This is a genomic window from Idiomarina sp. T82-3, from assembly GCF_001577655.1.
Lineage (GTDB): Bacteria > Pseudomonadota > Gammaproteobacteria > Enterobacterales > Alteromonadaceae > Idiomarina > Idiomarina baltica.
In genome coordinates, this window is the sequence record NZ_LSBQ01000004.1 from 125,354 (window position 1) to 147,233 (window position 21,880).

The 21,880-nt window shown below is 47.1% G+C and carries 23 protein-coding genes; 10 read left to right on the plus strand and 13 right to left on the minus strand.

Translation table 11 applies throughout. The features are described 5' to 3' along the window. Positions 1 to 5: 5 nt before the first annotated feature. Both AWU56_RS04110 and AWU56_RS04115 read right to left on the minus strand, forming a co-directional pair. The gene (locus tag AWU56_RS04110) at positions 6 to 1,166 is read right to left on the minus strand and encodes an efflux RND transporter periplasmic adaptor subunit (RefSeq protein WP_286681831.1); all 1,161 of its coding nucleotides are present in this window, start codon (positions 1,164 to 1,166) and stop codon (positions 6 to 8) included. Positions 1,167 to 1,237: 71 nt separating this feature from the next. Further along, positions 1,238 to 2,248, minus strand: coding sequence for a zinc-binding alcohol dehydrogenase family protein (locus tag AWU56_RS04115; RefSeq protein WP_006955988.1), 1,011 nt, complete (start codon positions 2,246 to 2,248; stop codon positions 1,238 to 1,240). Between the two features lie 85 nt (positions 2,249 to 2,333). Here AWU56_RS04115 and AWU56_RS04120 point away from each other — a divergent pair, with 85 nt between their 5' ends. After that, the gene (locus tag AWU56_RS04120; RefSeq protein WP_286681832.1) at positions 2,334 to 3,140 is read left to right on the plus strand and encodes a hypothetical protein; all 807 of its coding nucleotides are present in this window, start codon (positions 2,334 to 2,336) and stop codon (positions 3,138 to 3,140) included. Here AWU56_RS04120 and AWU56_RS04125 read toward each other — a convergent pair. The 6 genes from AWU56_RS04125 to asnC form a co-directional block, all read right to left on the minus strand. Then, complete coding sequence (locus AWU56_RS04125; protein ID WP_286681833.1) at positions 3,032 to 4,048, minus strand: ArsA family ATPase; 1,017 nt, start codon at positions 4,046 to 4,048, stop codon at positions 3,032 to 3,034. The genes AWU56_RS04120 and AWU56_RS04125 overlap by 109 nt on opposite strands. A 22-nt stretch (positions 4,049 to 4,070) precedes the next feature. Then, on the minus strand, positions 4,071 to 4,343 hold the full coding sequence (locus AWU56_RS04130; RefSeq protein ID WP_040488029.1) for a cory-CC-star protein: 273 nt from the start codon (positions 4,341 to 4,343) through the stop codon (positions 4,071 to 4,073). A gap of 33 nt (positions 4,344 to 4,376) precedes the next feature. Then, positions 4,377 to 6,041 (minus strand): carbon starvation CstA family protein, encoded by a 1,665-nt coding sequence (locus AWU56_RS04135; protein ID WP_272977853.1) that lies wholly within the window; start codon positions 6,039 to 6,041, stop codon positions 4,377 to 4,379. Between the two features lie 104 nt (positions 6,042 to 6,145). Then, complete coding sequence (locus tag AWU56_RS04140) at positions 6,146 to 6,316, minus strand: DUF1328 family protein (RefSeq protein ID WP_006955983.1); 171 nt, start codon at positions 6,314 to 6,316, stop codon at positions 6,146 to 6,148. Positions 6,317 to 6,450: 134 nt separating this feature from the next. Then, positions 6,451 to 9,075 carry a M14 family metallopeptidase gene (locus tag AWU56_RS04145; protein WP_286681834.1) on the minus strand — a complete coding sequence of 875 codons (2,625 nt, stop codon included), beginning with the start codon at positions 9,073 to 9,075 and terminating at the stop codon, positions 6,451 to 6,453. 104 nt (positions 9,076 to 9,179) lie between these two features. Then, the gene (gene asnC / locus AWU56_RS04150) at positions 9,180 to 9,638 is read right to left on the minus strand and encodes a transcriptional regulator AsnC (protein WP_006955981.1); all 459 of its coding nucleotides are present in this window, start codon (positions 9,636 to 9,638) and stop codon (positions 9,180 to 9,182) included. Between the two features lie 164 nt (positions 9,639 to 9,802). Here asnC and asnA point away from each other — a divergent pair, with 164 nt between their 5' ends. From asnA to AWU56_RS04170, 4 genes are all read left to right on the plus strand, one after another. Beyond that, the gene (gene asnA / locus AWU56_RS04155) at positions 9,803 to 10,783 is read left to right on the plus strand and encodes an aspartate--ammonia ligase (protein ID WP_286681835.1); all 981 of its coding nucleotides are present in this window, start codon (positions 9,803 to 9,805) and stop codon (positions 10,781 to 10,783) included. 37 nt (positions 10,784 to 10,820) lie between these two features. Continuing rightward, positions 10,821 to 11,072, plus strand: a complete 252-nt coding sequence (locus AWU56_RS04160) for a TIGR03643 family protein (protein ID WP_006955979.1) — start codon at positions 10,821 to 10,823, stop codon at positions 11,070 to 11,072. 22 nt (positions 11,073 to 11,094) lie between these two features. After that, the gene (locus tag AWU56_RS04165) at positions 11,095 to 11,856 is read left to right on the plus strand and encodes a CLCA_X family protein (protein WP_286681836.1); all 762 of its coding nucleotides are present in this window, start codon (positions 11,095 to 11,097) and stop codon (positions 11,854 to 11,856) included. 149 nt (positions 11,857 to 12,005) lie between these two features. Continuing rightward, positions 12,006 to 12,341 (plus strand): glutathione S-transferase N-terminal domain-containing protein, encoded by a 336-nt coding sequence (locus AWU56_RS04170; protein ID WP_272977859.1) that lies wholly within the window; start codon positions 12,006 to 12,008, stop codon positions 12,339 to 12,341. Here AWU56_RS04170 and AWU56_RS04175 read toward each other — a convergent pair. The 4 genes from AWU56_RS04175 to AWU56_RS04190 form a co-directional block, all read right to left on the minus strand. Continuing rightward, positions 12,338 to 12,628, minus strand: a complete 291-nt coding sequence (locus tag AWU56_RS04175) for a hypothetical protein (RefSeq protein WP_006955976.1) — start codon at positions 12,626 to 12,628, stop codon at positions 12,338 to 12,340. The genes AWU56_RS04170 and AWU56_RS04175 overlap by 4 nt on opposite strands. 184 nt (positions 12,629 to 12,812) lie before the next feature. Then, the gene (locus AWU56_RS04180; RefSeq protein ID WP_286681837.1) at positions 12,813 to 13,235 is read right to left on the minus strand and encodes a DUF3293 domain-containing protein; all 423 of its coding nucleotides are present in this window, start codon (positions 13,233 to 13,235) and stop codon (positions 12,813 to 12,815) included. Continuing rightward, positions 13,228 to 14,847 (minus strand): acyl-CoA dehydrogenase family protein, encoded by a 1,620-nt coding sequence (locus AWU56_RS04185; RefSeq protein ID WP_286681838.1) that lies wholly within the window; start codon positions 14,845 to 14,847, stop codon positions 13,228 to 13,230. Before AWU56_RS04185 ends, AWU56_RS04180 begins: the two co-directional genes overlap by 8 nt. A gap of 18 nt (positions 14,848 to 14,865) precedes the next feature. Beyond that, entirely contained in the window at positions 14,866 to 15,714 is an 849-nt protein-coding gene (locus AWU56_RS04190; RefSeq protein ID WP_286681839.1) for a hypothetical protein, read from the minus strand. 105 nt (positions 15,715 to 15,819) lie between these two features. On the opposite strand from AWU56_RS04190, the gene AWU56_RS04195 reads away from it, so the two are divergent. From AWU56_RS04195 to AWU56_RS04215, 5 genes are read left to right on the plus strand one after another with little or no spacing between them, the layout of a single operon-like run. Next, a complete protein-coding gene (locus AWU56_RS04195) occupies positions 15,820 to 16,320 on the plus strand; it encodes a YqiA/YcfP family alpha/beta fold hydrolase (RefSeq protein ID WP_286681840.1) in 501 nt (166 codons plus the stop codon). After that, positions 16,317 to 16,748, plus strand: coding sequence for an HIT domain-containing protein (locus AWU56_RS04200; protein WP_286681841.1), 432 nt, complete (start codon positions 16,317 to 16,319; stop codon positions 16,746 to 16,748). Before AWU56_RS04195 ends, AWU56_RS04200 begins: the two co-directional genes overlap by 4 nt. A 25-nt stretch (positions 16,749 to 16,773) precedes the next feature. Next, positions 16,774 to 17,373 (plus strand): biliverdin-producing heme oxygenase, encoded by a 600-nt coding sequence (locus tag AWU56_RS04205; protein WP_286681842.1) that lies wholly within the window; start codon positions 16,774 to 16,776, stop codon positions 17,371 to 17,373. A 15-nt stretch (positions 17,374 to 17,388) separates the two neighbouring features. Continuing rightward, positions 17,389 to 19,458, plus strand: coding sequence for a sensor domain-containing diguanylate cyclase (locus AWU56_RS04210; protein ID WP_286681843.1), 2,070 nt, complete (start codon positions 17,389 to 17,391; stop codon positions 19,456 to 19,458). A 15-nt stretch (positions 19,459 to 19,473) separates the two neighbouring features. Beyond that, positions 19,474 to 20,463 (plus strand): Fic family protein, encoded by a 990-nt coding sequence (locus AWU56_RS04215; protein ID WP_286681844.1) that lies wholly within the window; start codon positions 19,474 to 19,476, stop codon positions 20,461 to 20,463. On the opposite strand, the gene AWU56_RS04220 is transcribed toward AWU56_RS04215, so the two are convergent. Continuing rightward, on the minus strand, positions 20,420 to 21,802 hold the full coding sequence (locus tag AWU56_RS04220; protein WP_286681845.1) for an MBL fold metallo-hydrolase RNA specificity domain-containing protein: 1,383 nt from the start codon (positions 21,800 to 21,802) through the stop codon (positions 20,420 to 20,422). The two genes, AWU56_RS04215 and AWU56_RS04220, sit on opposite strands and share 44 nt — an antisense overlap. Positions 21,803 to 21,880: the final 78 nt, after the last annotated feature.

Below are 21,880 nucleotides of genomic sequence, written 5' to 3' on the forward strand. Positions count from 1 at the left end.
TTCCCTTATTTGGAAGCTGGCTGTTGACCTTGTGACACAGTCACTTGTGCACCGGGTCTAATTTTCTGAAGGCCGGCGGTGACAATACGGTCACCGGCGTTGAGCCCGTCGCTAATTAACCACTCGTTGTCGATAGCACGTGCGGTGGTCACCATACGTTGCTCGACTTTATTTTCATCATTAATTAGCATGACATAAGGACGGCCGCGGACGTCGCGTGTAACCGCCTCTTGTGGAACCAAAATAGCGTTATTCAAGGTACCTTCGCTGACCTTCGCACGTACGAACATGCCTGGGTATAAGTTATTCTCAGGGTTAGGGAATTCAGCGCGGAGTAAAATCGCGCCAGTGTCTTGGTCAACGCTAACCTCAGAGAACAGCAGTTCACCCTGAGTTTGGTAGTCTAAACCGTTCAAACTCAGTGAGACGGGCGCATTACCATTTTTATTCGCCTCAATGCGACCCGATTCAATCTCTGCCTTGAGCTCGAGGAACTCGCGGCTTGACTGATTGATGTCGACGTATATCGGATCAAGCTGATTGATGGTCACCAAGGGCGTGCTTTGCGAAGCTGTCACCAAAGCGCCTTCGGTAACATTAGAACGTCCAACAATCCCGGTTATAGGCGCTTTAACCTTGGTGTATTCCAAGTTGATTTTGGCGCGTTTAAGCTGAGCTTCTGCTAGCGCAAGAGCGGCTTTGTTTTGTAAATACGTCGCTTCAGCCGAATCAAATTCATCTTGACTCACAGCCTTATCTGCAAGCAGTTCTTTTAAACGCTTCTGACGTAATTCTGACACTTTAAGTGCGGCTTTAGCGCTTTCAAAATCGGCTTGAGCACTGGCGACCTCAGCCTGATAAATGGCTGGGTCGATTTGGTATAACTGCTGACCTTTTTCGACTTTTGTGCCTTCCACAAACTTACGTTCAAGCAGCACGCCGCTCGCCTGCGGACGCACTTCCGCCACGCGGTAGGCAGAGGTACGGCCGGGCAATTCGTTTTGAATTTCGACAGACTGCGTTTTGATGGTTAACGCTTCAACTGGCACCGCTTGTTGTTGTCCACCTTGAGCAGCGGCTTGCTGCTCATCACTACACCCGTAAAGGGTAGCGGAGGTGAGGGCAACAGCGAGCACCGCTGCAATAGGAGTATTCCGCTTTTTCATGAACGACCTCTAGTCATAACTATTATCATTTAACGTTTTTATTATACATACATGCTTGTATGTTTGTAAATTTAATATGCGACGGGTAGCACGATCTTGCCGATAGCTTTTCCCGATTCAAGCAGTTGATGTGCTTGTTTCAATGTGCTTGCCGACATTGCGTTTAAGCGTGTGCCCTCGGTTGAGCGGATTTGACCGTTGTTTATAAGCTCAGATACTTGATTCAAAATATCTCGTTGAGCGCTGATATCAGCGGTTTCAAAAAGTGAACGTGTGTACATAAACTCCCAGTGTAAGCTGATACTCTTTTGCTTGAGTAAGCGGATATCTAAAGCATCCTCTGGATCATCAATGATGCCGATACGGCCTTGCGGGGCTATTACTTCGGTTGCCGTTTCAAAGTAGTCGCCGCTGTGGGTCAGCAGGGCAATATCCGTAGGTTGTGGTAAGCCTTCGAGCTGCTGTTTGATATCGCCATGATGATTAATCACATAATCGGCGCCGAGTTGTTTTACCCATGCTTGTGTTTCGTCTCGCGACGCAGTAGCAATCACGGTGACATCGGTCAATTGTTTGAGTAACTGGATCATGATCGAACCGACTCCGCCGGCGCCGCCAAATATAAGTACACAGCGCTGCTCATGTACTGATGGGTGATTTAATTGCAGACGGTCAAAACTGAGTTCCCACGCGGTCAGTGAGGTTAAAGGGAGCGCTGCTGCCGCGAGATCATCGAGTGATTGTGGAGCGTGACCGACAATACGGTAATCAACGCAGTGATATTCCGCATTACAGCCTGGCTTGCTAATGTCGCCAGCATAGTACACACGATCACCGATTTCGAAGCCACTTACGTGTTTCCCTTTATTTTCGACAATACCTACAGCATCCCACCCAAGAACTTTATAATCATCCGCTTGTCCGATACGCATGCGGATTTTGGTATCTACAGGATTAACAGCGACGGCGGTTACTTTTATTAAAAGTTCGTTGTCACCCACACTTGGCTTTGGGATTTCGATATCTACAAGCGCCTCTTGTTCGGTAATGGGGAGTGATTTTTTCACGCCAACGGCTTTCATCTGGTTTCTCCTTTTCGAGTAAGTGTGGTACACAATATGACTATACTACGTGGATTTTTCATTTTTGATTATTAACGAGAGAATAATGAATCATAAGCTATTCGTTTTATTACTAACTTTAGTCCCTTTGTTGGCGACAGCCCAAACGCCAGACCTCAACCAAGATGCTAAAGAAGCGCAAATTATCAAAACCATTGACGACTTGCGCGCGCAGCGTGGTGTTGAGTTTAATTATCATCGCGAATCAAAAATCGGTGATACGACACGAGTCGAAGAGTATTTAGGTGCCAACGAAGACGGCTATCGCTGGCAGCTAGTCAGTGAAAATCAACGAGCGCCGAGCAAAGAGCGACTTGAAGAATATCGTCAAATGCGTGTCACAGAAGCGAAGGCGCGTGCACAAGAAGAGGGGCCTAGCCAATCACTCGCCGACTTAATTATTATTGATTCGCTCGAATTTATTGGCGAATCGGTTGAAAATGGTCAGTCCGTTTGGCAATTCTCGTTTAAACCCAAGCTTGATGACTTTTCTGAATTTGCCGATGAAATCGAAGCGCGCATCACCTATTTACCCAAAACTGATTTACTGCAGCGCATTGCATTAAAAAATAAAAATGAATTTTCGCCTGCGACTTCCGTAACCGTCGAAGATTTCTCAATGGAAATTGAATTTCAGCGTTTTGCTGATGCCTATACCGTGCCAGTAAGCATGAAACAAAATGCTCAAGGGTCCTATTTGTTTTTTAAAGACTTCCATGACCAAACCTCGCGCACGTATTCCGATTACTCCTTGGTACCGAGTGCAGACGAAAGTAATGATGAAAACGAGCTGAGCGCGGCTAAACCTTGTGGATCTTCAGATAGTAAAGGCAGTCGCACCAGTTCGTGTTGAGCAAAGGTCTTATCAATTTCCTCAAGATAGGCAGCTTCTTGGACACGTCGTTTGGCAAGAAAAGCACCATCGGCGTCTTCAGGGAGCACGCGATTGACAAAAATACCACCGACAGGTAAGTGCTCAGCGCGCAACGCTTTCATAGCACGCTCAGTTTCTTGTATCGGCAAGCGTTCTGGCGTCATGACAAATACAATAGCGGTATGCTCAGCATCTTGTAATACACGGCGAGTACGTTGAAATAAGCGTTGCCGATTCAGCAATTGTTCGCTTACTGCCTTGCTGCGTTCAGATAAACCATCACTGGCATGTTGGTCAGGGTTGGCCATTGGGTTATGGACATCTTTGCCGGACTTCGGCGATAGGTGTTTGAGCACACCTTCGAATTCCTCTGAACGGTTTTGCGAACGCAACATACCTTGTGTCCAAGCGGCCATGGCTTCCGGTAGCGTCAGTAAACGTAAGGTGTGGCCTGTAGGTGCCGTATCAAAAATCAATAGATCGTAGTCACGCTCCGATTCATCAATCAGTTTCGCAATACGCTCGAGTAGGGCAGCTTCCTGCGCCCCAGGAGATTGCTTCGATAAGCGCATCTGGCGTTCAACTTCAGGAAATAAATCAGGGTTCGTAAAACGCTTCATTTGCTGCGTGACACGGTCAATGTGCGCGTTGACTTCACGATCAGGGTCGATTTCGAGTGCGGTGACACGCTCGCTAATTGGCGTGAACTTATCACCAATTTTTATATCAAAAGCGTCCGCGAGACTGTGTGCTGGATCCGTTGAAACAACGAGAACGTGTTTACCTTGCTGAGCGGCGAGCAGGGCAAGAGATGCCGAGACTGTGGTTTTTCCGACCCCACCTTTACCGCCGACCAATACTACTTTACGGTCGAGAATCGACTTCATAAAGACACCTTAAAGTCGTGGGCTAACAGCAGCGGAAATGATCCAGAGGTGAGTGTTCCATTCCCATGCGTTGATGCCAATCATGAAAACGCTCCAGCATTAAAGGCTGGAGCTCTAAAGTGTAATAGGATGCGGGGTTAGGAACCCCCATCATTTCGGAGAAGACCAGCATCATGAACAAATCATCTTCGTCACGCTTGGCGCGAGCGATCGCTGACCGATAGGGGGCGTTGTAAAACTCGTTTACCAGTTCACCCGCACGGCTCAACCACTGTTGAATCGATTTAATGTTCATGTTGCGCATGGTCTTACTCCTTAAAGTCTCTCACTAAGACTTCTGCTCTTTCTTAAGGTTCGACAGTGCGGACGTGGCCTCTAGAGCGATCCATACAGCGGCAATCAGTACCACAATATCTAAACCGAACAAGAACCAGTTCTTTTCCATGTAGAAACCTTTTAACTGAATGAACAGCGCGAACACTGTCATAATCAGCAAGAAAATCAACGGCAGTAATGTCACGTACATTGGACGACCTAAGCGTACCAACATGACTGTGATAACCATCAAGGTCAAGCCTGCAAGTAATTGGTTAGTGGTACCAAACAGCGGCCAAATCGCTAAGCCACCTGAACCGTCTGATCCCGCACCAAAGGCGAGTGCAACACATGAAATGACCGCCAACAATGTCGCCGGCAACGCTTTCTGCATCCAAGAAATATTGTAGATGTTACCCCATTCTTGGAAGATATAACGCTGTAGACGCAAACCGGTATCCATCGTGGTACCAGCAAACAAAACTGCCATCACTGTAAGCAAAGTTTCAGCAATTTCATTATCAAGACCGACACCTTGGCTGATAATATTCGCGCCACCCTCTACGAAGGCCGCTACACCACCTTGCCCGAAGGAGCTGTAAACAGCTTCCCAGTCGGCTAATGTCGCAAAACCAGCACATGCTGCGATAATGGTCGCAAGTGAGAGCGAGCCTTCACCAATTGCACCGAAGTAACCCACAAAACGCAGGTCAGTTTCTTTATCCAGTTGCTTAGATGTCGTGCCTGAAGCGACCAAACCGTGGAAGCCGGAAATCGCACCACAAGCAATGGTAACAAACAACAGAGGCAACATTGACGGCGTATTTTCTGGCAAATTGGTATTGAATGCTGGAGCGGTCATGTCTGGACCTAGCAATAGAACCGCAGCATACAGCAGGATCAGACCGATAAACAGTTGCAGACCGTTGATATAATCGCGCGGCTGTAACAGCATCCAAACGGGAAGCAACGAAGCAATGGCAGCATAACCAAATAAAATAAGAACCCAACTTGCGTTGTCTGTCAGACCGCCCATTGTTTCTGGCAGAGATAATGGCGCGGAAGGCCCGGCCCAAATCAGTAAATAGAGTGCAACAACGCCTAAAATTGAGATGGTACCGAGTCCCATCCATTTTCGGAAAATAATTTGGCCGATGATTAAGGCAACGAAAATAGCGCCCCAAACAGGGATGACAGAACTTGGAAATTTAATCAAGAGGCCAGAGATAGCCGTGGCAAATACCGCGTTGACCATGAGAAGCACAAGGAAGATAACGATCATGAACAGCGTCTGTGCGCGCTTGCTGACCACGTCACCTGTTAAGCTACCCATTGATTTGGCTTTATTTCGGTTACTTGCCCAAATCGCACCTGCATCGTGAACACCGGCAAAGAAGATGGTGCCAAAGATGACCCACAGGAATGCGGGCACCCAACCCCAAATCACCGCGATGGCTGGACCAATAATCGGTGCTGCGCCGGCTACGGAAGTAAAGTGGTGACCCCAAAGTACATACTTATTAGTTGGGACAAAGTCCACACCGTCTTCAAATTCATGAGCGGGTGTTTTGAAATTTGGGTCTAGCTTGTAGATCTTCTCAGCGACGAATTTTGAATAAAATACGTAGCCCAAGAACATCGCAGCTAGACCCAATAGCATCACGAATATTGCATTCATGGATGAAGCCTCTTGTTGTGGTTGATTTTGAGATTCGCTACCCATTGTAGCGCAAATTCAACCCCAACAGGCATGCGACTAACGTCTAATAGACGTCATATCAGTTATCGACGTCGTTTTCCAAGCAGTCCCATGATAATAGAAATAGCGAAAAGAATAATGAAGATGTAAAAGATAATCTTCGCGATTTCAGCGGCCGCACCGGCAATACCACCAAATCCAAACACCGCTGCCACGACGGCAATGACCAGAAAAATCAGAACCCAACGTAACATAATGTCTCCTTATTTTTTTAAAGGTTCACTATTACGTTAGTCGTAAATTGAACGGTTGGATCAAAATTTTAGAAAAAAAGCCGTCATATTTTTCATATGACGGCTTATATATATTGTTTCAAAGCTTAATTCATTTAGTGAGCGGCGGCAGCCTCGTCGGCGGCTGCTTTATCCTTGATAGGATCCGCATAGGCTTCAATAGCCGGGGCTAAATAAATCGCGTTACTCAATAGCTTTGCCGTGCCCCAGAAAAACGCACGGAAATTAACGTTGTCGGCAAACCCAATGACACGGCCTTCACCTAAGCGGTGTGCGGCAATGTTAGTTTTACCGGCTAACACCGCTTGGTTGCGCTTGTCTGCATAACCACTGAGTAGCGGCTGGTCACTGTATTGAGCGACACTGACAAAGGGGCTTTGTGGAGCCTCCATCGCATTCAACTCGTCTTTAAACACGGGCATGCTGCGATGAGGGAAGCCAAACATTAATGGGTTTTGCGGATCAATGTCCATTTGGAAAATAGCGCCTGCGATACGGCGTTGTGCGTAGTAACTATCACGGTCTTTATAAGTCAGGCCTGCGGTTGAAAACGCATCACTAAACGTTTTGTCTTCAACAAACTGAGTGTAGAGTAAGCCATGGCGACTCATCCATTCAGCGCCACCTTGTTGGCCAATTAATACACCGCCTTGACGCACCCAATCAGTTAACCGCGCTATTTCGCCGTCAGAAAGCGTGTAATAGCTACCATCCACCAAAATGATGTGGCTGTAGCGGTTTAAGTCAACGCGACTGATACGGTCGGTATCGACCATCGATAGTGGAAGACCTACGTGGCGATCAAGGTAATACCATGCTTCACCCGCTTCATAAAGGTTCACACCATCGCCCGTGAGCATCATTACGCTGGGTTGTTTTACCGGCTGAATACTGCGACTACCTAAATCGATACCTTTGGGCGTGAGACCGGTTTTTACCGAGTAAACGGTAACATTTTGTTGCTCAGCGATATTTTTAACCGCCGCGACTACATTCGACCAGTCTTGATTTTGGTAAGCGCGCGTTACAACCACCGAACCAGCGGATAAGTTAGCCGTCTTACCATTTAGTGTCGGTAGGTGCAAAGGTTTATAACTCTGACGTGCGTGGACACCTTGTTCTAACAATGCTTGCAGCATCGCAGGGGCCTTGTAATCATACCAATCAAACGCTAATGCGTACGCGTTGGCGTTGATAGATACGGCATCACGCTGTGGTGCATTCCACGCCGTATCATCAAGACTGATACGGCCACGGTAAGTCGTGAACTGCGTGTTAAATGCCATTGGCAAAGTCCAGCCAGATACGTCATAAAACGTATTGTCTGGGAAATCTTTTCGCGTGCTGAAGATGGCTTGAATCAGACCGTACTGCGCTTGCTCGGCAGGGATGAAGTAACTCAAGCCTGCTTTAAACCGCTTGTTGTTAGTTTCAACATCACGTTCTACACGATAACCGTCGATACCATGTTGTTTAAGCAACTCAACGAGTCCGCTAAGACGGTTTACATCATTCGCACCAATCAGGTAGCCATCAAAATTCGCATCATCGCCGGCTTCTATCGCGTCGTCATAAACACGTTCTTGGAAGTCAATAAAACGTTTTTTATTCGCATGAGCGCCATAGAGCGTGCTCAGCGATGTGATGAACTGGTTACGAATGGTAAACGGGAAGCTGACTTCACCATTAACTGAGTCTTGCAGGTGGCCGCGGCTCGATGCTTGTTCGAATAACACGCCCACAGCGCCTTGGATATCGGGATAAGTCGATCCTTTGCCGTAGTAAAAGTCGTCAAACGACTCTTCCGTGTAATAGAGGTTGCCCAGGTTATCTAACGAGTCGGCATGGGCCGCCGCCAAAATTTCAGTAAGACGCACGTTTTCATCCGGTGTTAACGGGTTCTTGCGCGAAGGGATACCGGGTTGAAAGAAAAACGTGCTGTTCTTGCCCATTTCGTGAAAGTCAGTCAGAACGTTGGGTTTCCATTTCTGGAAGTTGGCGATACGAGCCCGTGACTCTGGGTGTTGTAGCAATAACCAGTCGCGATTGAGATCGAACCAATAGTGGTTTACACGACCACGGACAAACGGTTGGACGTGTTCACGAGACTGCGGATCGGCAACGAGGTTTTTGCTGCGGTGTTGGTTTGCCCACTGTGCAAAACGTGCCAGTCCGTCAGGGTTAAGTGATGGATCAAGCAGTACAACGGTGTCTTGTAATGCTTTATCGAGCGCCGGGTTTTGAGCCGCAGCCAGGTAATAAGCAAACAGCAGGGCCGCATTTGAGCCACTCGATTCATCACCGTGAATGCTGTAACCCATATACAGAACTAACGGCGTATCGTCGTCCGCATCACGATTAGGATCAGCGGCCGCCAAATGCTGTTCGCGCACCGCATCGATGTTTTTTTGATTGTCGGGCGATGTGATGGTTAATAGCAACAAGGGACGCTGTTCATGAGTACGTCCAGTTTCTTCAATCGTGATGCGATCAGATGACTCTGCCAACTGATACATATATTGTACGATTTGATCATGGCGCACATGCCATTCACCGACTTGATAGCCGAGGGCTTCTTCAGGGGTCGGAACCGCAGGATCATACTGCACATCTTGAGGAAGGTAGTAATCCAATTTAACGGGGTCGGCTTGCGCTACACTCACGGTAGAACTGAGTAATGCGACGCCCGCCAAGCAAGTCCTTAGCGCGTTTTTCAGCATTTGTTATACTCCTAGTTGTTTTAATATAACTAGACTAACAGAAATCCTACTTTTGCTGCACGGCTTTCGTTTAACCGTATAAAAGATGCCATTAACATCGTAAATCACGGCTTAACTTGCCTCGCTATCGGTTGTTGCAACGAAATCCAGGTGTCGGTTGCTTGTACCTCTTTGATGACCTGAATTCGATTGATCAGAATATCTTGTAAATCCTCAATTGAGCGCGTCATCAGCTTTGCAAAGATATTGTAGTGACCCGTCGTGTAATGCGCTTCGGTGATAGCGTCGACATGAGCAAGTTTCTCGATTGCTAACGGATAATCGCCTGCTGTCGTTAGTGTTATTCCAATGAAGCAACAGACGTCGTACCCCAATTTTTTGGGATCAATGGCGAGCCGGGTGCCTTTGATTATGCCCAGCTTGCGCATTTTCTCAACGCGGACATGAACGGTCGCGGTACTTACTTTTTGAGTTGTCGCCATGGTTGCATACGACACCCGCGCATCATTGAGTAATGTTTCTAGGATAAATTTATCGAGATTATCTAATTTATAATTTTTCATGTGAATTAGGCTTATTTATTGGATTTAGTTTAAATATATATTCATTTAGATAAAAATTATTTTTTAGTTTAGCATAAATGAATAAATACTATTGAGTTTTTGCTCTCTTCCATGGTTTTCTGTTTCTACAGTCATCACGCAATTAATCGATTCAGGAGTACTTTATGTGGGAAGGGTATTTGGCAAAACAACAAAAAATTGACTTCATAAAACGCGAGTTTCTCTCTCGGCTATGTCGGCAGATGCAGTTAGTTAAATGTGAAGGACCATTACTGACAGAGCAGGGAACGGGGTTACAAGACGATCTATCGGGTATCGAACGCCCCGTTGAGGTCAAGGTTTCGGCACTGCCAGACAAACAATATCAAGTGGTACACTCGCTCGCTAAGTGGAAACGTCAGCTACTCGCTGATTATCAAGCACCGGTGGGTCAAGGTATTGTAGTAACTATGTCGGCGCTAAGACCGGATGAAGAAACGCTCGATGAAACGCATTCAGTATTTGTTGACCAATGGGACTGGGAAAAAGTGATTGCTGAAGAGCAGCGCAGCATGCAGTACCTTAAACAGCAGGTACAACTTATCTATGCAGCGCTTACGGCAACAGAGGGTAAATTGCGAGCAATTTACGGGGGGCTGTCTATCCTGCCGCGGCAATTGACCTTTATTAGTAGTGAGACGCTGCGCGCGGAATACCCCGAGCTAACAGCTAAACAACGGGAAAACAAAATTACTGAAGCGCTCGGTGCGGTGTTTGTTTACGGTATTGGCGCACCACTTAGCGATGGTAAAAAGCATGATGAACGCGCGCCTGATTATGATGATTGGAGCACGCAAACTGAACACTTCGGCACAGGCTTGAACGGTGATTTGTTGGTATGGAGCCCTAAGCTACAAAAAGCGATTGAGCTTAGCTCAATGGGCATACGTGTTGATGCAGCGGCGCTTAAAAAGCAACTCGAACTGACCGAACAGACAGATCGCTTAAAACTGGCCTGGCATCAACGTCTAGCTGCGGGTGAACTGCCATTGACCATCGGCGGTGGCATCGGACAGTCTCGAGTGGTGATGTTACTTTTACAAGCGGACCATATTGCACAAGTGCAATGCGGTGTATGGCAACCCGGCATCCAAGAAGCACTTTAATACGTATCTGAGTGCTGGATTCAAGTGGAGCATTAGGATGAAGGCACTTAATGAAGCTGATATTTCACGCATTATTGAAATGGCGTGGGAAGATCGCACGCCGTTTGAGGCGATCAACGAGACCTACGGTCTGAGTGAAGACCAAGTGATTAAGTTAATGCGCAAACAGCTTAAAAGAACCGCGTTTAACAACTGGCGTGCACGGGTATCGGGTCGAGCGACCAAGCACCGTAAAATTCGAGGTTTCGATTACGGACGAGGCTATTGTCCCACTCAGTACAAGCAGTGATGACCGTGATAGAATAGCGAGCATGCGCGAATATTTTAGAAATGGTCCACCTCATCGCGGTGGCGCGGATGTCAGCTTTGCAGACATCGTTAAACTGTTTGGATTTAACTCGGTACGTATCGGCCGGTGGGTCACTGCGCATGAGCAGCAGGTGGCTGCCAATTTATTTTTCGATGCTTTATGTGACTTGCAGATGATACTGGGCGTCAATGAGTCAGTGATATCACTACGCGGTAGTTTGTCGATCAACTATGGAATTGGCGGTCGGCTCGGTGCCAGCGCCCATTATATCCCTTCACGGCGGCTACTGGCGCTAGCGAAAAATGCAGGAGGAGGCAGTTTAGCGCACGAGTGGTTTCACGCCTTTGATCACTATATTGCCTCACATCTATTCAGCTCAGCCACGCAACCAGGCCGGTTCGCAAGCAAAGTTTGGCTGCTGAATGAGCCCGTGCGCCCGCACACTCTAAATGAACGGCTTGTGTTGGGGTTTCAGCGATTGTTCCTATCATCAGATGGACAGTCAGCAAGTGCTCTAATGAAACGCTGCATGGCTTTTGATAAGGCTGAAGGAAGCTACTACTTTTCGATGCCGGAAGAGGTTGCGGCACGGTGTTTCGAACGGGTTGTTCAACAGCAGACACTGAAAAACCAGTTTCTCGTGGCCGGTACGTTAAAAAGTAAAACCGCTGAGCTCGGACTTTATCCAAAACAAGACGAGGCCAATGCTGTCGCTGAGTGTTGGTTAGACTACTTTCAGTCACTGGGGCAGGCGCTAAGATAGTCACTTGAACACAATCCCATCGCTATCGACGATAAGCAAATTATGCTAACCTGAGCAGCCCATTGAGATGCTACCAAAAGCGAGGCAGTACGGTGCGTATTTTAATTCGTTATTTTTTTAGATTGGTGCGTTTAATCCTCACACCTTTTATGTTGATTATGGAAAAACTAACAACGCCGAAAGGCGTTGAGCGCAGCACGGATGCTCAAGCGCGTGTCGAACAAGAGTGTAAGCAGTTAAGTTTGTATCAATTTAAAACTTGCCCATTCTGTATTAAGGTTCGGAAAGAGATAGCGCGGTTAAACTTACCCATTGAATTACGCGATGCACAGCACAATGAAACTCATCGCGCCGAGCTTAGCGAGCAGGGTGGACGAGTCAAAGTGCCATGCTTACGCATTACCCAAGAGAGTGGTAACGCACAGTGGATGTACGAATCCGATGATATTATCCATTATTTGCGAGCGCGTTTTGAACACGCTTAATCGTCTCGCCACTCGTTGTAACGTTGCTTTTTAGCTAGACTACGCTCGACGACTAGCATCGTTCCTGCGGTCAACATCACGATAAGACTGACAGTGTAGAGTTTCGGGTGTTGACTCAGGAATGTCTGTGATTCGCTGAATAGGGTGTTAAGCCAATCAGCGACAACAATAATGGCACTAATGAGTGCAATACTGACAGCACTGTAAATGCCCGCAGCCCATAGTTTACGGCCTCGAATGCGTGTGTTGTGCGCCGCACTCATAGTATTCCAGTCTGATGATTTCATAAGGCCTCCAGCAGAACGCCGCTTTTCCATTACGTATATCAAAATTATAGTTCGACTCATCCGAAGTCACTTGTGACATTCGTTAGATACGCTATACCAAATTGGAATAGTGGGTATCCTGTTTTGAGTAAAATTTCTATTAACAATTACTACGAACAAGATCGTATTTAGGATTGAATATTTTTTAGGGATTGGTCCAATGCAGCGCCACACCTTGTTCTTTATTAATATGCACAAAAGCATTTTGATGAAATCGCTGATTAAGCGGATAGGCTGAAGCGAGCGGTAAATCTGCAATCGCAACGCCGTGTTCTACGGGCCAGTCGCATTGAGGGGCGAGTGCGGAACTGTGGAAAAAGCGAACGCCAAGATGATGTAACTGTTGCGTCAGTTGATCATGTCGTCGACTAAATGTGGCGCGATCACAGCGTTGACTGCCTGGATGATCAACCGTAATGATCGTCAGTGAATGACAGCGCGTCATGTCTAATATACGCTCAACAAACGCCTGCTTTGATAGGGTCGAGAGCGTATAACGGCGTCCCATGATATCGAGTCGATAAAGAGCCTCCTCATAGACGGTGTTCAGCGAGCTTCTGTTAACCAATGGTGAAACTGTCCTTAACCCACTGGTGTGCTGTATCAAAGTCACCCACCAATGTGCCTAAATTACGTCCTGATCGGTTCAACAGGTTATCACAAATCAGACGACTGCGTTCTGGTTGCATATGTTGGATAGCGAGCGCCGCCTGCGTCAACAGTGCAATTTCATCAACTAGACGACGTGCATTAAACGGCGATGGCGGGTACTTTTCAAGTTCTTGCTGTAACCGCTCAACTACTGCGTCATAGCGACTGTATTGACCGCAGCTACGCGCAATAAAACTAAACCAGGTCGACAGTAACTTGGGATCTTTTTCGCAGGCGCGCAGTACGTCTAAACATTGAATGTTACCGGAGCCTTCCCAAATCGCATTTATCGGGGCCTCTCGGTAAAGTCTCGGCATGGGGGTATTTTCCATTACGCCCATACCGCCAATGACCTCCATTGCCTCGTAGGTTACCTGAGGTGCTCGTTTACATATCCAATATTTCCCGACAGGAACGAGCAAGCGTGCTAAGCGCTTGGCTTCGATGTCGCTGCTATCGAGCCACTGTGCCACCGTCAGTGTCCAAAGTAGCGCACATTCACTTTCCATCGCCATATCACATAGAAGATTAATCATTAATGGCTGCTCGATGAGCCGTGCGCCAAATGCGCTTCGATAGTGACAATGATGCAACGCTTGCACAAGGGATTGCCGTAACAAGGCAGACGAACCAATCATGCAGTCGAACCGTGTCATTGCAACCATATCAATAATGGTACGCACACCTTTACCTTCGGAACCCAGTAAACGGCCTTCAACATCATTTAATTCAACCTCACACGAAGCGTTCGATTGATTGCCCATTTTTTGTTTGAGCTGTTGAATATGAATGCCATTGCGTGTGCCGTCCTCACGCCAGCGCGGCACAGAAAAACAGCCGAGCCCGTGCTTAGTTTGTGCGAGCATTAAAAACAAGTCGCTCATGGGTGCCGATAAAAACCACTTGTGGCCGTTCAATAAGTAGACTTCACCTTCACCGGTGGCTCCCTGTGGTGTCGCGTGGGTCGTATTGCTACGCACGTCCGAACCACCTTGCTTTTCAGTCATTCCCATACCCACAGTCAAAGCTGACTTTTCATAAAATGGAATGTCGCGTCCATCGTAAAGCGGTTGCAAAAGCTGTTCTTGTAACTGTGGATATAATGGGCTTTGCTGGATTACAGGAATTGCAGCAAACGTCATGGTAATCGGGCATCCATGCCCCGCCTCGAGCTGGCTATTTAAATAATAACGAATCGTTCGTTCTACATGGGAGTAGGGTGACACTGAGCGCCAGACACCGTTGTGTAACTTCTGCTCCGCCGCAATTTGCATCAGCTCATGATAACTGGCGTGGTAAGCAATATGATTAATGCGTTCACCGTAACGGTCATGGGTAAATAATTCAGGCGGATAATGGTTGGCAGCATAACAACGCTCAATATGTTGCGCGCTACCGAGCAATGAGCCTAGCTTAACCCGTTCATCTTGTTCATTGGATTCAGCAAAATATTGAGCGCACTGCTGCAAAAAGCGATCACTTTGATAGACATTATAGTTGATGAGGTAAGGTGGTTGATTCAATGCCATAGTATTCATTGCTCGATGTTAATTTCGATTATTAAATTCCGGACGTGGTCGATCAGCACCTAGCCAAAGATCCAGAGATTGGCGGAAGTCAGAGTCACTTCGGACCTGCTCAATCACACGGTTCATGTTGCTAATCGCATGCTGCCCCCATTGGTTATTACTGCAGCCGACAGCGCCAATTATGACTGCGTCTTTGTTTTCTTTGATAGGAATAAATACGAGCGGTTCAAAATCTGGGTTCGTTTGATCCTCGGTACGTTGGAAGTAGGTCATCAGCATCTTATAATCAAGCGTGTAATCAATTCGCCCTGCGGCAACCATCGCCATCAAGTTCATGTGAGCCCCTTCGCCAGAGACTTCTTGGAAGTGCTCTGACGGTATTAAGTAGTCCTCGATGATGGGTTGTAGTTCACCATAACGTCGCTCAATCGGCTGAGCGAAACGATAGTCGCTCTGCGCTAGGGCAGTAAACGATAATGGCTCACCGAATGCTTTAATAAACCGTTGAGCCTTTGATGCTGTCGTGATGACACCGTGTGGCGGGTATACATGTGTCGCATCTGAGAAAATAAAGTCTTTGTTGTAATCACTGTCTTTGATTAAGCACGGGAAACATAGGTGTTGGTTTTTGCGCATTAACATAGTGATTCGGCGCGAGGGCAATTTACGCTTGCTTTGAGACAGCGCCGGCAGTTCGCGTTCAAAGGTATCCACTAAGGTATCGCAAAAACCCGCTTTTTCGTATTCACCTTGCCAAATATGAAAAGGGGGAGAGACATTAATGCCCCAGATAATATCATCGTGTTGATCAGCAATAGCCCATGTAGATGCACACAACAGAAGTATAAATAAAGATGCTTTTAGCATAGTACCTATCATAAATGGGTTCTCTACGTGTTACAGTCATATCTATCGTCGATTTTTGGTAACAAAAAATCAATATATTTTAAAATGTAAGTTATAGGGACAAAAATGACAAAGATCGTTTTCAATCACGGCAAAGAAAGTGGTCCTTGGGGGCATAAAATAAGGGCCCTCGCGAAGGTTGCAAAAAGTCGAAGCTTTGCTGTGGATAGTATCGATTACCAAGATCAAATGGACCCAGATGATCGTGCGGATCGATTGGCTCGTTACTTAGATGATTATCAAGGAGATCGAGTTATCTTAGTCGGTTCGAGTATGGGGGGATACGTTGCGCTGGCTAATAGCGAGCATGCTAAAGCGATGGGTTGCTTTTTAATGGCACCAGCGCTGTACATGGGAGGCAAAGTCGACTTCGATACATTACGTCCGAACGGTTCTGTCAGTGTGGTCCACGGTTGGCGAGATGATATTGTCGATTGGCAACACAGTGTTAAGTTCTGTCAGCGCATTGCCGCTGAACTGCACTTAATTGACGACGATCATCGGCTCGTTAATCGACTTGATATTGTCGTACGTGACTTTGAGCTTTTTTTGGAGAGCATGAAATGACTGGCTTTGTAATCGATCCTCGTTTAGCTAACGACTCTATTTTGCTGGCGCGGGGTCCGCTGTCACAACTCCGTTTAATGAAAGCCGCCGACTGCACTTGGTTTTTGTTAGTGCCTGAAGTTAATGAGATCAGTGAAATAACGCAGTTGTCGGAAAGCGAGCAGTTTAATCTTTGGAAAGAAAGCCAAGCCTTGAGTGAATGGTTGTTACACACTTATCCGCAGTGTAAGTTAAATATCGCCGCTATTGGCAATGTTGTCAGCCAACTGCATGTCCATCATGTTGTTCGTTATTCGGATGACCCGTTTTGGCCAGCGCCGATATGGGGACAAAAAATGGAGCGTCAGCATTCAATCCGAGATATCGAAGCAATCCAAAAAGAATTGAGTGCTTGCTCTAAATTTATTTCAGTTGAGGCTGATCGATAACCTTGCAAACAACGTTTGATAGGGCATGAAAAAACATTCAGCACGTTTACATCTCAAGCAGATGACCGAAAAAGCACATCGCGAAGCAGAGCAGTCAGGGTTAATGAAGCCGCTGATGGGAGCGCACGTGTCTAACGAAGACTACCTGCAAGCGCTTAACGGTCTTTACTCATGGCTAGAGCGGTATGAGATGTGCTTACAGACTTGGTTACCCAAGGACAATCAACGGCTTTTTGAATACTACTATCAGCCGCGCAGTGGTCAGATTTTAGCAGATATTCATGCGCTTGGAGGGTTTACGCCACCACCTAATATCCATCATGTTAATGCCGTTTCCATTTATCAGGCGCTTGGTTATGCCTATGTCATTGAAGGGAGCACACAAGGCGGTCGAATGCTCAGTCAACGCCTTAACAAGGTTTTAAATCTTGAGGGCAATGCATTAAGTTATTTTAATTTTTACAGGTATCGCAGCTGGCAACGATTTATTGAGATGTTCGAGCGTTTTTCGTTTACCAATGAGCAACTCAACGAAATGACTTCAGCCGCTGTGAACGCCTTCGCGTCGTTGAATTCGATTGCACAACGCATAGAGCAGCGAGATAGCACAGTAGCAGTGGGTTAATTTAGGGTGGTATGAGTGGCTGATAATACTTCGATTTCCTATGAAGAGGCGATGAAGAACTGTGCCAAAGAGCCGGTGCATGCACCGCAATGTGTGCAGGCAAATGGGATGTTACTGGCAGTTGATATTAAACGGGGCGGTCAGATTATTGCTGTCAGTGACAATAGCGATGCCGTGTTAGGTTGTTCGAGTGACGCCTTAATGGGGTCGTCATTGGCAGAGTGCATGCCGAGTGACTTTCTAACATCATTCAAAGCCGCAGACGAAAAGTTAAAGCAAGGGTCAGACTACGAAATATTTGCGTGGGAAGCGGGTGAACAATCGTTTTTTTCCCGTATTTATTATAGCCAAGCTTGGTTAGTCGTAGAAACTGAGATCGACGTGACTGATCCTGGGTTAAAGCGTTCCTGCTATTTCGACCGAGCGTTACTTGATATTTCGAACACAAATACTACGGAGCAAACGCTGCAAAAGTTATGTCGCTCAATTAGTGAGTTGAGTGGTTATGAGCGCGTGTTGGTTTATCAGTTCGACGATAGCTGGAACGGTCGCGTAATCAGCGAGCACACAACACGCGAAGATATCGAGCAATATATAGGGCTCAGCTTTCCAGCCAGTGACATTCCAAGCCAGGTTCGAGCGTTGTATCACGTTAACCCAATCCGTTATATCGCCGATGTGGATGCTGAGGATGCGGTGATTGTGTATGCCGAAGAGCTGGGCTCCATGGCACTTGACCTATCGCTTGGTACGATCCGAGGTAAGTCACCCATTCATACAGAATATATGAAAAACATGGGCCTACAGCGCTCGATGTCAGTGGCTATTTTTGACCAGAATCAGCTGTGGGGTTTAGTTTCGTGTCACGGCGTATCGGCGCAACCGTTATCTTATTCGACACGGCTTAATATCCACTCTTTGGTCAAGCTCGCCGAACAACGGTTAATGCTACAAAAACAATTTGAAGCCGATCGGTTTTTCGATCGTGTTGAAGAGAGCCGAAAAGCGCTACTCGACCGAAAACGAGAAATTAAGTCGCCGCAGCAACTGCTCGAAGACCAAGGTCATTTCTGGCTAAAACTGTTTGAAGCGGCGGCTGTAGCCTTGATCAGTGCTCAAACACAGCGTGTTATCGGCGAGCGTATTGATGTATCGACCTTACACAAGGTACGTGACTGGCTTAATGAAAATCATAGCGTGACAGGAGTATTTAGCGAACGAGACTGTCGATTGTCTGAGATACGGCAGGCAATCCCAGAGTTGCCATATTGCGGCGTGTTAGCAGTGTCGATGCCGATAGATAAGCGAAATCAGGGCTGGTTAGTGTTCTTTAGACCGCAGGAGACTGAAGTTTTTCGGTGGGCGGGTAAGCTTGAAAAAGGAGAGGTACGAGAATACAAAGGTCGCCAAGTGTTGTCGCCTCGTCACTCGTTTGAGCAATGGCAACAGGATGTTGATGGATATGCACCAATCTGGACAGGGATCCAAATTGAAGCGGCCAAAACGCTGGCAGAAGACCTCGCTATTGGTGCGTCCGCTTATCAAATTGAACAGTTAAATCAGGAGCTCACTGAAGCGAATCAACGGTTGGAGCACTTGGTCCATACCGATGCCTTGACGCAAGTCTGGAACCGCTATCACATGGAACAGACACTGGAAGAGGAAGTGAAGCGATGTAAACGTCATGGGCGAGACTTGGCCGTCATTTTACTCGACATCGATCATTTCAAGCGTGTTAATGATGACTACGGTCACGATGTGGGTGACAAAGTGCTTAAGCTGATAAGTGAAGCGATTCATCAATGGCTTCGCAGCAGTGATGTGTTTGGTCGTTGGGGGGGAGAAGAGTTTTTAATCATAGCCCCAGAAACTGATCTTGAGAGTGCGAGTCAACTGGCGGAGCGTTTAAGAAGGCGATTATCAAACCTTCAATTTGACAAAGTTGGTCAAGTCACGGCAAGCTTTGGCGTAGCAGAATTATTACCCAGTGAAGACCGTAATAGTTTGGTAAAGCGCGCCGATAACGCGTTATACCAAGTCAAAGAGTCTGGACGGAACAGTGTGGAGGTCTCGCCAGGCAAATAATAAAAGGAATAAAACATGTGGCCTCAACTTGAGTGGTCAACCCGTTCTGAGCTTTTAAACCTTGCCGAACAGGCAGGGGGGATCATCGCTCAATTTGAATCGGTTGAGGTCAATAGTGTAACGGCTCAAACGTGGCTGAATGAAAAGCAGGCAGCCAGTATTGAATGCGAAAATCTAAATGCCCACCGCATTAATATCTCCGCGCTTTATGACCATATCAAGGACTGGGATCCGCTAAACGAGCAGGCATTAAAAAAGGCGCACCGACAATTAATGCTGAACTTGAGCATGCGCGCAGGTCAGTACCGCGGTACTTCAGTCGCTATTTATCATCACGGCCGTAATATTTATGCTTCACCACCCGCCACCGGTATTGCACGAACACTCAGCGAATTATTTACTGAACTCAACACCGACCATTGTCACCCCCTGTATCGCGCTGCACTGTTTTTTGATGTTTTTGAAAGTTGGCAACCGTTTGCCGAAGCGAACGGTTGTATCACACGATTCTGGCTCACCCTATTGATGCGTTCTTGGCACCCACTTTTTCAATGGCTCAATATTGAGCAAAGTTGGCTAGCATCAATCGACGAACTGGCAGAAGCGCGACAAGTCGAACGTACTGAGCGATCCGAAGCTTATATCCAGTGGCTGACTGGAGTTCTCCGAACGAGCTTGAATGAATTCGCGCAAAAGCTGGCTATCTGCAGTGAACAAAAGGTGCCTGACATGCAAAAAAGTTCGGATAAGTTTTCGGATGTGTGTTCGGTAAAAGGTTCGGAAAAATGGCCGACAGCCCGCAAAGTACTGTTTTTAGTCAATAAAGAACGGGGTATTAGCGCGCAACGTATTGCCGAACTGTTGGGTTTGAGTTCGAGGGCCGTAGAGAAGCAATTTGCCCGACTCAAACAACAAGGTAAGCTCGAACGCGTGGGTAGTCCACGAGGCGGTTATTGGCGCGTTATGGTTTCTCCGTCGCAACAGTTATCGTTACCGGAATGCTAAACTGCTGACGTATTTTTTCAGCCAAGGTATGTTGTGCTGGCGCAGAACCGTGCACCAAGCGAACGGCTTGGACGGGAAATTCAGCATTGCCAATAAAAGCGAGTAATTCGTCTTGATCAGCATGGGCGGAGTAGCCGGTTAGCGAATATACCTGAGCATTTACTTTTCTTTTTTGCTGGTTAATCGTCACTACATCACCCGTAGCCGCTCGTTGAATCTGCTCACCCAGCGTCCCTTGCGCTTGGTAACCCACAAACAATATATCCGTGCGAGGATCTTCTATCAGCGCATCAAGATAGTTAATAATGCGTCCTCCGGTACACATCCCTGAGCCTGCAATGACAATGATCGGCTCAGCCGTCGATTTGAGACGATTAACCAAAGCGAGGTGCAAGCTATGCTCATCCACTGGATGCGCGTGGCTAAAGTCTAACGGATGTCGTCCATGAGCTTGGCGAGACCGGCTGGTTGCATCCCATAGCGCTTCATGATGTTGGTAGATGTCAGTCACTTTGTTCGCCATTGGCGAATCGATAACAATCTCGGGAAAATCGGTGTCCTTTGAACACGCGTGTTGGTGCCAAATTTGTTCAAACTCATAGAGCAGCTCTTGCGTGCGGCCAATGCTAAATGCAGGAATTAAGATGGCGCCGCCATCGACAACAGCACGTTTTATAATCGATTCGAGTTGTTGCGTTCGTTGACTGCGGTCACCATGCGAGCGATCCCCGTAAGTACTCTCTAAAACAAGTAAATCAGCGCGTTTAAGCGGTGTTGGATCGTTGATTAGCGGTGAGTTACGGCAGCCTAAGTCGCCGGAAAAGACAACACGTTTATGCAAGGGCTTAATATCAAAACAGAGATAAGACGAACCCAGTATGTGTCCTGCCTCTTCGAACGTGACGCTAAGTGAGGGTAGAACATCCACCGTTTGACCATATTCACAAAGAACCACATGCCGCGCGAGCAATGTGTTAAATGCCGCGAGTGCGCTTTCGTCGCGGATACCTGCGAGTTGCAGAGAGTCGCCCAGTACCAATTGCATTAATGCAAGTGTGGCGGCCGTACAGTAAATCGGACCACGATAACCCAGCGCGAGCAACTGCGGTAAGCGGCCGACATGATCGAGGTGTGCATGAGTAATAAACACAGCCGCCAAACTATCGACATCGACATACGGCGTTAAGTCATCCTCTTGCGCGCTACCCTGAAATGCGCCGCAGTCGATCATCACCGTTTGTCGAGCGTTTAAATGCCATAAGTGGCACGAGCCTGTTACCCGCCAAGTACCACCTAAATGTGTTAAACGGATTGGCCACTCAATGGATAGTTCATTCACAGTGTTTAGCCTTATTCACTTTTTTTGCATAGTGTAGCTTAGTTTAATTTACTGACACGGAGATATAGCCGACATCGT

Excerpts from the sequence above, each read along its gene's own strand:
- AWU56_RS04145 (WP_286681834.1), bottom strand. The coding sequence starts at position 9,075 with ATGCTGAAAAACGCGCTAAGGACTTGCTTGGCGGGCGTCGCATTACTC.
- AWU56_RS04215 (WP_286681844.1), top strand. The coding sequence starts at position 19,474 with ATGTGGCCTCAACTTGAGTGGTCAACCCGTTCTGAGCTTTTAAACCTT.
- AWU56_RS04115 (WP_006955988.1), bottom strand. The coding sequence starts at position 2,248 with ATGAAAGCCGTTGGCGTGAAAAAATCACTCCCCATTACCGAACAAGAG.
- AWU56_RS04135 (WP_272977853.1), bottom strand. The coding sequence starts at position 6,041 with ATGAATGCAATATTCGTGATGCTATTGGGTCTAGCTGCGATGTTCTTG.
- AWU56_RS04185 (WP_286681838.1), bottom strand. The coding sequence starts at position 14,847 with ATGGCATTGAATCAACCACCTTACCTCATCAACTATAATGTCTATCAA.
- AWU56_RS04110 (WP_286681831.1), bottom strand. The coding sequence starts at position 1,166 with ATGAAAAAGCGGAATACTCCTATTGCAGCGGTGCTCGCTGTTGCCCTC.
- asnC (WP_006955981.1), bottom strand. The coding sequence starts at position 9,638 with ATGAAAAATTATAAATTAGATAATCTCGATAAATTTATCCTAGAAACA.
- AWU56_RS04205 (WP_286681842.1), top strand. The coding sequence starts at position 16,774 with ATGAAAAAACATTCAGCACGTTTACATCTCAAGCAGATGACCGAAAAA.
- AWU56_RS04120 (WP_286681832.1), top strand. The coding sequence starts at position 2,334 with ATGAATCATAAGCTATTCGTTTTATTACTAACTTTAGTCCCTTTGTTG.
- AWU56_RS04200 (WP_286681841.1), top strand. The coding sequence starts at position 16,317 with ATGACTGGCTTTGTAATCGATCCTCGTTTAGCTAACGACTCTATTTTG.
- AWU56_RS04140 (WP_006955983.1), bottom strand. The coding sequence starts at position 6,316 with ATGTTACGTTGGGTTCTGATTTTTCTGGTCATTGCCGTCGTGGCAGCG.
- AWU56_RS04125 (WP_286681833.1), bottom strand. The coding sequence starts at position 4,048 with ATGAAGTCGATTCTCGACCGTAAAGTAGTATTGGTCGGCGGTAAAGGT.
- asnA (WP_286681835.1), top strand. The coding sequence starts at position 9,803 with ATGTGGGAAGGGTATTTGGCAAAACAACAAAAAATTGACTTCATAAAA.
- AWU56_RS04130 (WP_040488029.1), bottom strand. The coding sequence starts at position 4,343 with ATGAACATTAAATCGATTCAACAGTGGTTGAGCCGTGCGGGTGAACTG.
- AWU56_RS04175 (WP_006955976.1), bottom strand. The coding sequence starts at position 12,628 with ATGAAATCATCAGACTGGAATACTATGAGTGCGGCGCACAACACACGC.
- AWU56_RS04170 (WP_272977859.1), top strand. The coding sequence starts at position 12,006 with ATGTTGATTATGGAAAAACTAACAACGCCGAAAGGCGTTGAGCGCAGC.
- AWU56_RS04165 (WP_286681836.1), top strand. The coding sequence starts at position 11,095 with ATGCGCGAATATTTTAGAAATGGTCCACCTCATCGCGGTGGCGCGGAT.
- AWU56_RS04190 (WP_286681839.1), bottom strand. The coding sequence starts at position 15,714 with ATGCTAAAAGCATCTTTATTTATACTTCTGTTGTGTGCATCTACATGG.
- AWU56_RS04160 (WP_006955979.1), top strand. The coding sequence starts at position 10,821 with ATGAAGGCACTTAATGAAGCTGATATTTCACGCATTATTGAAATGGCG.
- AWU56_RS04195 (WP_286681840.1), top strand. The coding sequence starts at position 15,820 with ATGACAAAGATCGTTTTCAATCACGGCAAAGAAAGTGGTCCTTGGGGG.